Origin of the sequence: Streptomyces sp. NPDC058534, assembly GCF_042717365.1 — a bacterium.
Taxonomy (GTDB): Bacteria; Actinomycetota; Actinomycetes; order Streptomycetales; family Streptomycetaceae; genus Streptomyces.
On record NZ_JBHXNW010000004.1, the window covers coordinates 46463 to 54566 of the forward strand.

The 8104-nt window shown below is 72.3% G+C and carries 8 protein-coding genes; 6 read left to right on the top strand and 2 right to left on the bottom strand.

The genetic code is table 11. The features are described 5' to 3' along the window. Positions 1-83 precede the first annotated feature (83 nt). Complete coding sequence (locus ACFWR9_RS03160; RefSeq protein ID WP_383834659.1) at positions 84-476, bottom strand: ankyrin repeat domain-containing protein; 393 nt, start codon at positions 474-476, stop codon at positions 84-86. A 299-nt stretch (positions 477-775) separates the two neighbouring features. On the opposite strand from ACFWR9_RS03160, the gene ACFWR9_RS03165 reads away from it, so the two are divergent. Next, the gene (locus ACFWR9_RS03165) at positions 776-970 is read left to right on the top strand and encodes a hypothetical protein (RefSeq protein ID WP_115741101.1); all 195 of its coding nucleotides are present in this window, start codon (positions 776-778) and stop codon (positions 968-970) included. 52 nt (positions 971-1022) lie between these two features. Continuing rightward, complete coding sequence (locus ACFWR9_RS03170; protein ID WP_383834662.1) at positions 1023-2843, top strand: hypothetical protein; 1821 nt, start codon at positions 1023-1025, stop codon at positions 2841-2843. Between the two features lie 103 nt (positions 2844-2946). Here the strand turns inward: ACFWR9_RS03170 and ACFWR9_RS03175 are convergent, their stop codons facing one another. Continuing rightward, positions 2947-4449, bottom strand: a complete 1503-nt coding sequence (locus tag ACFWR9_RS03175; RefSeq protein ID WP_383834665.1) for a PLP-dependent aminotransferase family protein — start codon at positions 4447-4449, stop codon at positions 2947-2949. A 101-nt stretch (positions 4450-4550) separates the two neighbouring features. Here ACFWR9_RS03175 and ACFWR9_RS03180 point away from each other — a divergent pair, with 101 nt between their 5' ends. From ACFWR9_RS03180 to ACFWR9_RS03195, 4 genes are all read left to right on the top strand, one after another. Next, entirely contained in the window at positions 4551-5219 is a 669-nt protein-coding gene (locus tag ACFWR9_RS03180) for a YitT family protein (RefSeq protein WP_383834668.1), read from the top strand. Further along, positions 5216-5983: a glycerophosphodiester phosphodiesterase gene (locus ACFWR9_RS03185; RefSeq protein ID WP_383834671.1), complete on the top strand. Its 768-nt coding sequence runs from the start codon at positions 5216-5218 to the stop codon at positions 5981-5983. The genes ACFWR9_RS03180 and ACFWR9_RS03185 overlap by 4 nt, the downstream gene beginning before the upstream one ends. Positions 5984-6036: 53 nt before the next feature. Beyond that, entirely contained in the window at positions 6037-7383 is a 1347-nt protein-coding gene (locus tag ACFWR9_RS03190; protein WP_383834673.1) for an MFS transporter, read from the top strand. A 277-nt stretch (positions 7384-7660) separates the two neighbouring features. Further along, positions 7661-8035, top strand: a complete 375-nt coding sequence (locus ACFWR9_RS03195) for an RNA polymerase-binding protein RbpA (RefSeq protein ID WP_003977404.1) — start codon at positions 7661-7663, stop codon at positions 8033-8035. Positions 8036-8104: the final 69 nt, after the last annotated feature.

Here is an 8104-nt window from a genome sequence, read left to right on the forward strand (position 1 = left end):
CTGTACCGCCTCCCCCGTTTTCAGTGTTTTACCTGGTCAGAATGTGCGGATCGGATCCGGAGCGGATCCGGACCGCCGTCCGGTCACTGGGCGCCGAACAGCTCCAGCAGGTCCGTCCGGGCGAACATCCGCGCCGTGTCGACGGCCGACGGGGTGCCCGCGGCCGGGTCCGCGCCGGCCTCCAGAAGCGCCTTCGTCACTTCCGTCTCACCCTTGAAGGCGGCTCCGGCGAGCGGGGTCTGCCCCCGGTCGTTGACGCGGTCGGCGTCGGCGCCGCGGTCCAGCAGCGCGCGTACCGCGTCGGCGTGGCCGTGATAGGCGGCGAGCATGACGAGGGAGTCACCGCGGTCGTTGGTGAGATCGGCGGGAACACCGGCGTCTACATACGCCACCAGCTCTTCGGCCCGCCCCTGCCGGGCCAGATCGAAGATCTTGGTCGCCAGCTCCACGACCTCGGGGTCGGGGGCTTCACTCATCGGCCGGACCGCCTCTCACTGCGAACGTTGGGGACTGCGGGGACTGCGGGGACTGCGGGGACTGCGCGTACTGACTGGGTACTGCCCGGGTACTGCTACGTACGGCGGCGAGCGGTGCTGCCGTACGAGTGAATCGCCAGGGTACTGGCTCACGAAGCACTCATCCGGCCCAACAAACACGCCGCCAATCAGGGCATTTCTGCAGAATTTCCCCCATTTGCACCTTTTATCGTATGGATACATGCTGTGAGCCTGGAAGTACTCATGGTGACTGTCCCCGTGAACCAGGAGAAACTCACATGATCCTCTCGATCTCAGGCGTGGTCCTGCTCGGCATCGTCGTCTTCATCTTCTTCCGCAAGGACGGCCTCAAGGCCTCGCATCTGCTGGTCGCCGTCCTGTTCGGGTTCTATCTCGCGAGTACGGCCATCGCCCCGAGCATCAAGGCGGGCGGCGAAAGCCTGGCGGGCCTCCTCGGCGGAATCAAGTTCTGACGTCCCTCTCACCTACCCGACACCCTCACGTACGCACTTCCAGGAGGCAGCAGTGGCCCGGCGGCCCCTCCCCCGCATTCTGAGCAACGGCGGCGCACAGCTCGCCCGGAGCCGGGTGCTGGCCCGGACGGCGGCCGACAGCGCCACCGACGTCCTCCAGCCGCTGATCACGATCGGCCGCGGTCTGCGCAGGCTGGCCGCCGCCGGGCGCAGCAGATGGACCGAGACCCCCAAGGACCGGCGCGGTGCGCTGCTGTTCCTGGTGGCCTCGATGGTCCTGGTCGTGGCACTGGTGCCGTACGGCCCGCTGCTCGCCGTCATCGCCCTGATGGCGGCGGCAGCCTGGCAGGGCAGGGACGGCACCCCGGCGACGCCGGACGGCCCCGACGACTCCCAGACCCAGCGCCTCCAGTCCCTCTACGAGGCCCTGGTCCCGTATTTCTCGCTCGCCGAGGACCCCGACCCCCTGTACGCCCACGGCGGCGCCTGGGACAAGGCGTTCCCGGCCTACGAGTTCGACGACGGCGGCCGCTTCACCCACCTGGTGATCCGCTACCCCGCCTACTTCACCGACGGGGAGGCCGGCTCCCGGACCCGCATCGAGCACCTGCTCACCGCGAAGTCCGGCCGGGGCCGCGAGTACCACTTCACGTGGGACGAGGAGGCCAACCACCTCACCGTCGACGTGCTCACGGCGCTCCCCACCGACATCGCCGCCCAGCGATTCGTCACCGCGCCCGGCGAGACCGTCCTCGGCTTCACCGACCCGACCCGGGTCCAGCGCACCCTCCCGCTCACCCACGGCGAGGAGCGGCGCGACGTACCGCCGGTCGTCTGGCGCACCGGCATCCGCTCGACCGAACCCCACCTGCTGGTCCTGGGTCAGCCCGGCACCGGCACCTCCACCCTGCTGCGCTCGGTCGCCCTCCAGGCGCTGCACCACGGCGACCTGCTGATCGTCGACGGCGGCGGCACCGGTGAGTACGCCTGTCTGGTCGGCCGGGACGGCGTCCTGGCCGTCGAGTCCGGCCTCACCGGGGCGCTGACCAGCCTGGAGTGGGCCGCCGCCGAGACCGAGCGCCGGCTGATCTCCGTCAACCGGGCCCGTCAGGAGGGACAGGCTCCGCCGGACGACACCCGGCGCCCCCTGTGGGTCTTCCTGGACCGTCCGAGCGCCTTCACGCACCTCGCCACGGCCGAAGGGCGCAGGGACCCGCAGTCCCTGCTCCAGGTACCCCTGCGGCACGGCCGCGCCGCGCACGTGACGGTGGTCGTCGCGGACCAGCTGGACGCCCTGGAGGGCCTCAGCGGCGGCGTACGACAGCACACACGCGCGCGTGTGGTGCTCGGCCCGGCCACGGCGGACGAACTGACGGCCGTACTGGGCGCTCCCCCGCACACCACGCCCGTCGACCAGGTTCCGCCCGGCAGGGGTTACGCCCGCCTGGGCAGCGGAGCGGTGCACCGCCTCCAGGTCCCGGCCACCCCCGACCCCTACGACGACGCGACGAGCGACGCCCACCGGCAGGCGGTGCTCGACCTGCTCCCCCCGCGCACGACACCTGCGGACGGGGAGCAGGCACCGGTCCCCGCGGAGGCGGAGGCGACGGAGGCGACGGAGGCGACGGCGGAGGCCAAGGCGGTGTCGATGGAGAAGAAGGACCCGCCGGCACCGGCCGGGACCGATCCTGAGGAGGCCCCGACGCATCCCGAGCCCACACCGGTCACGGCGGAGACCGCGACGGAGACGCCCGAGGCACCGGGCGTGCCGGATACACCGGGCGGGCCGGACGCAACGGCTGAGCCCGCGACGGCGGAGCCGGTCCCCGCGGAGGCGGTCCCCGCCAAGGCCGTCGCGGCGGAGACCTCCTGAGGCCGCGGCCGGGGCGGAGCGACCCACCGCTCCGCCCCGGCCGCCCTTCGACCGGCCGCTACGCCTCCCGACGAACGCCGGGATACGAGCGCCCCGCCTGCTGCTACGCCACGAACGTCCGCGGCGCCTCGCCGCCGCCCCCGGCTCCGCCGCTCTCCACCAGGCGGGCCGCCGCGGCCAGCCGGGCCGCCGCCTCCTCGGCCACCGCGCCGCCGACGGTGAAGGGCAGCCGGACGTACCCCTCGAAGGCGCCGTCGACCCCGAAGCGCGGACCGGACGGGACCCGTACGCCCACCCGCTCCCCCGCCTCCGCGATCCGGGACCCGGAGAGGCCGCCCGTCCGCACCCACAGGGTGAGCCCGCCCCTGGGCACCTCGAACTCCCAGTCGGGCAGCTCCCGCCGTACCGCCGCCACCAGTTCGTCCCGGTTCTGCCTGGCCTGCTCGCGGCGCACCGCCACGGCCTGTTCCCAGCCGCCGGTGCTGAACAGCCAGTTCACGGCCAGCTGCTCCAGTACGGGCGTGCCCAGGTCGGCGTAAGCACGCGCGGCGACCAGGCTGCGGATGACGTCCGGCGCGGCGCGGACCCAGCCGATGCGCATCCCGGCCCAGAAGGCCTTGCTCGCGGAACCGACGGTGACGACCGTGGACCCGGCCGGGTCGAAGGCGCACACGGCCCGCGGCATCTCGACGTCGTCGTCCAGCCACAGCTCGCTCATCGTCTCGTCGGCCACGAGCACCGTGCCCGCCGACCGGGCCGCGTCCACGAGGCGGCGTCGCTGGTCCTCCTCGGCCAGCGCGCCGGTGGGGTTGTGGAAGTCGGCGACGACATAGGCGACGCGCGGAGCGGCCTCGCGCAGCACCTGGCGCCAGCGGTCGACGTCCCAGCCGGTCAGCCCCTCGGCCATCGCGACGGGGACGAGGCGGGCGCCGGCCTCCCGCATCAGCTGGAGGATGTTCGCATAGGAGGGCGATTCCACGGCGATGCGCTCGCCGCGCCCCCCGAAGAGGTGGCAGATGGCGTCGATCGCGCCCATCGCCCCCGTGGTCACCATGATCTGCTCGGGCATGGTCGGGATCCCGCGCGCGGTGTACCTCTCGGCGATCATCGCGCGCAGCGTCGGCAGTCCCGCCGGATAGTCGCCGTGGGTGTGCGCGTACGGCGGCAGCTCCTCCAGGGCTCCCTGCACGGCCCGGGTGAGCCAGGGCTCGGGCGCGGGGAGCGCCGCGCAGCCCAGGTCGATCATCGAACCGAGCGCCTCGGGGGGCAGCGGTTCGAGACCGCGCGCCGGCAGCGGGTTCCCGGCCGGTACGGCGGTCCAGCTGCCCGCGCCGCGCCGGGACTCCAGGAAGCCCTCCGCGCGCAGCGCCTCGTAGGCGGCGGCGACGGTGGTACGGCTGACCGTCAGGGCGAGGGCCAGTTCGCGTTCGGCGGGCAGCCGGGCGGCGACCGGCACCCGACCTTCGAGGACCAGCAGCCGGATGCCGTCGGCGAGCGCGCGGTAGGCGGGCGGTCGGCGGGTGCCGGGCCCGGCGGGGCGGTCCTGCTGGGAGCCGAGCAGCCGGGCGAGCTGACCGGCCCCCACGGCCGAGGTCCACTGCGCCATGGAAATCAGTCCACCTTCCCCGAATTGGCCATGGTTGCGTCTCCTTCTCAAGCCACAGGGTGTCATGCAGCAGGCCACTACCACCACACAGGGGGCAGATTTTGTCCAGGCAGGCCGAGGTCCGGCGCAGGCACCTCCCACGGCGGCTGACCCAGCTCTACGGAGGTCTCGCGCTGTACGGCGCGAGTTCGGCGCTGCTGGTCCGGTCAGGACTCGGCCTGGAGCCGTGGAACGTGCTGCACCAGGGACTGGCGGGACGCACCGGCCTGTCCATGGGCGTGGTGCTGACCGTCCTGGGCACCGCCGTGCTGCTCCTGTGGATCCCGTTGCGCCAGCGGCCGGGCCTCGGCACGGTCTCCAACGTGCTGGTGATCGGCGCGGCGATGGACGCGACGCTGGCCGTCATGCCGGACGCCCAGGGATTGCCCCTGCGGATCGCCGCCATGGTGACGGGGATCGTCCTGAACGGGGCGGCGACCGGGCTGTACATCGCCGCGCGGTTCGGCCCCGGCCCGCGCGACGGCCTGATGACCGGCCTGAACCGGCGCACGGGCCTCTCGGTACGCCTGGTGCGCACGGCCGTCGAGATCACCGTGGTGGTCACGGGCTTCGCCCTCGGCGGCACGGTCGGGGTCGGCACCCTGCTGTACGCGGTGTCGATCGGCCCGCTCGCCCAGGTGTTCCTGCGCGTCTTCGCCGTGCTCCCGGCACCGTCCGGCAGCACGGTGGTCGCCGCCGGTGAACCCCGGCGCGCGATACTGCGTCGGTGACCACCCCGATACCCCACCCCTACCTCGACCACCCCGGCCCGATCGCCTTCGCCCACCGGGGCGGGTCGGCGGACGGGCTGGAGAACACGCTGAAGCAGTTCCGGCGCGCGGTCGAGGCGGGCTACCGGTACATCGAGACCGACGTCCACGCCACGCGGGACGGCAAGCTCGTCGCCTTCCACGACGCGACCCTGGACCGGGTGACCGACGGGGCCGGGCGGATCGCCGGCCTTCCGTGGGAGCGGGTGCGTCACGCGCGCGTGGCGGGCGAGGAGCCGGTGCCGCTCTTCGAGGAACTCCTTGGGACTTTCCCCGAGGTCCGCTGGAACATCGACGTGAAGGCGGAGCCCGCGCTGGTGCCCCTCCTGGAGCTGATCGGGCGGACGAACGCCTGGGACCGGGTCTGTGTCGGCTCGTTCTCGGAGGCACGCGTGGTGCGCGCCCAGCGCCTGGCCGGCCCGCGCCTGGCCACCTCGTACGGCATCCGCGGCATCCTGGGCCTCCGGCTGCGCTCATGGGGTGTTCCGGCCGCCCCGCGCCGTTCGCCGGTGGCCGCGCAGGTTCCCGAGGCCCAGTCGGGCATCCGGATAGTGGACCGCCGCTTCCTGCGCGCCGCCCACGCGCGCGGCCTCCAGGTGCACGTCTGGACGGTGAACGATCCGGACCGCATGCACCGGCTCCTGGACCTGGGAGTGGATGGCATCATGACCGATCACATCGACACACTGCGCAAGGTCATGGAGGACCGCGGCGTCTGGGTCTGAGACCCGGCCCCGGCCCGGGGACGGTGCGCGCGCACGGGGAAGCGAGGGCACGGGTGGGCACCGACACCCTGCGGACGGACGCGGCCGACGGGGCCGCCGACCGGCGGCGCGAACAGCGCGGCTGGTACTTCTACGACTGGGCGTGCTCGGTCTACTCGACGAGCGTGCTCACCGTGTTCCTGGGCCCGTATCTGACGTCGGTCGCCGAGTCGGCGGCGGACACGGACGGGTACGTCCATCCGCTGGGGCTACCGGTACGCGCCGGGTCCTTCTTCGCGTACTCGGTGTCCCTGTCGGTGATCGTGGCGGTACTGGTGATGCCCCTGGTGGGGGCCGCGGCCGACCGCTCGGGCCGCAAGAAGCCGCTGCTGGCCGCCGCCGCGTACACCGGCGCCGCGGCCACGGCCGGGATGTTCTTCCTGGACGGCGACCGCTATCTGCTGGGCGGCGTGCTCCTGGTCGTCGCCAACGCCGCGCAGTCCGTGGCGATGATGCTCTACAACTCCTACCTGCCGCAGATCGCACCGCCCGAGGAACGCGACGCCGTCTCCTCGCGCGGATGGGCCTTCGGATACGCGGCCGGGGCGCTGGTCCTGATCGCGAACCTGATCCTCTACACCGCCCACGACTCCTTCGGACTGAGCGAGAGCGCCGCGGTCCGCGTCTGCCTGGCGTCGGCCGGACTGTGGTGGGGCGCCTTCGCGCTCATCCCGCTACGGCGGCTGCGCGACCGACGCACGCCCGCGCGGGAGGGCGCGGGGACCGGCTGGAAGCAGCTCGCGTCGACGATCCGCGACATGCGCCGCCACCCGCTGACACTGGCCTTCCTGCTGGCGTACCTCGTCTACAACGACGGCATCCAGACGGTGATCACCCAGGCGTCGGTCTACGGTTCCAAGGAACTGGACCTCGGGCAGTCCACCCTCATCGTGGCGGTCCTGCTGGTCCAGGTGCTCGCGGTGGTGGGCGCGCTGGCGCTGGGGCGGCTGGCCCGGACGTACGGGGCCAAGCGGACGATCCTAGGGTCCTTGGTGGCCTGGACGCTGACCCTCGCCGCCGGGTACTTCCTGCCGGCCGGGGCGCCCGCGTGGTTCTTCGTGCTGGCCGCCGGGATCGGGCTGGTCCTGGGCGGCAGCCAGGCGCTGTCCCGTTCCCTCTTCTCCCACCTGGTACCGCCCGGCAAGGAGGCCGAGTACTTCTCCGCGTACGAGCTGAGCGACCGCGGGATGAGCTGGCTCGGGCCGCTGCTCTTCGGGCTCACCTACCAGCTGACCGGGAGCTACCGGGACGCCATCATCTCGCTGGTGGCGTTCTTCGTCATCGGTTTCGTGCTGCTCGCGCGGGTGCCGGTGCGGCGTGCGATCGGCGACGCGGGCAACCCGGTACCCGAAAGGATTTAGCACTCGGCGCGAAAGGGCTGTAGTGTACGCGTTTGGCCTGCCAGGCGGACCGTTACTGCGCGTCAAAGGTGCCGAAACGCAATGTCACATCTGTTAGCAGAGGTGACAAACCGGACGTCGGCGGGCACTGCACTGGTTGCAAGGCTGCGGCTGCGACGGCGACGCAGGACCCGGATCGGGAGTCGGGACGGGAATCTTTACCGCCGCCCGGACGTTGACCGGATGACGACGACAGCGACACCTGTCCTGTGGGCGACAAGCCCGGGAGGCACGATTCATGAGTGAGCGAGCTCTTCGCGGCACGCGCCTCGTGGTGACCAGCTACGAGACGGACCGCGGCATCGACCTGGCCCCGCGCCAGGCCGTGGAGTACGCATGCGAGAAGGGGCACCGCTTCGAGATGCCCTTCTCGGTCGAGGCGGAGATCCCGCCGGAGTGGGAGTGCAAGGTCTGCGGGGCCCAGGCACTCCTGGTGGACGGCGACGGCCCTGAGGAGAAGAAGGCCAAGCCCGCGCGTACGCACTGGGACATGCTGATGGAGCGGCGCACCCGCGAGGAGCTCGAAGAGGTCCTCGAGGAGCGGCTGGCCGTGCTGCGCTCCGGCGCGATGAACATCGCGGTCCATCCGCGAGACAGCCGCAAGAGTGCGTAACGGGAAACCGTAGGCGACACAACCGAACACCGCGGGGGGGGGGCCGGGGGGTGAGGGAGAGGGCCCGCC

Bases quoted from the DNA above. Each gene is read 5' to 3' on its own strand.
- ACFWR9_RS03160 (WP_383834659.1), bottom strand. From the start codon at position 476: ATGAGTGAAGCCCCCGACCCCGAGGTCGTGGAGCTGGCGACCAAGATC.
- ACFWR9_RS03165 (WP_115741101.1), top strand. From the start codon at position 776: ATGATCCTCTCGATCTCAGGCGTGGTCCTGCTCGGCATCGTCGTCTTC.
- ACFWR9_RS03175 (WP_383834665.1), bottom strand. From the start codon at position 4,449: ATGGCGCAGTGGACCTCGGCCGTGGGGGCCGGTCAGCTCGCCCGGCTG.
- ACFWR9_RS03195 (WP_003977404.1), top strand. From the start codon at position 7,661: ATGAGTGAGCGAGCTCTTCGCGGCACGCGCCTCGTGGTGACCAGCTAC.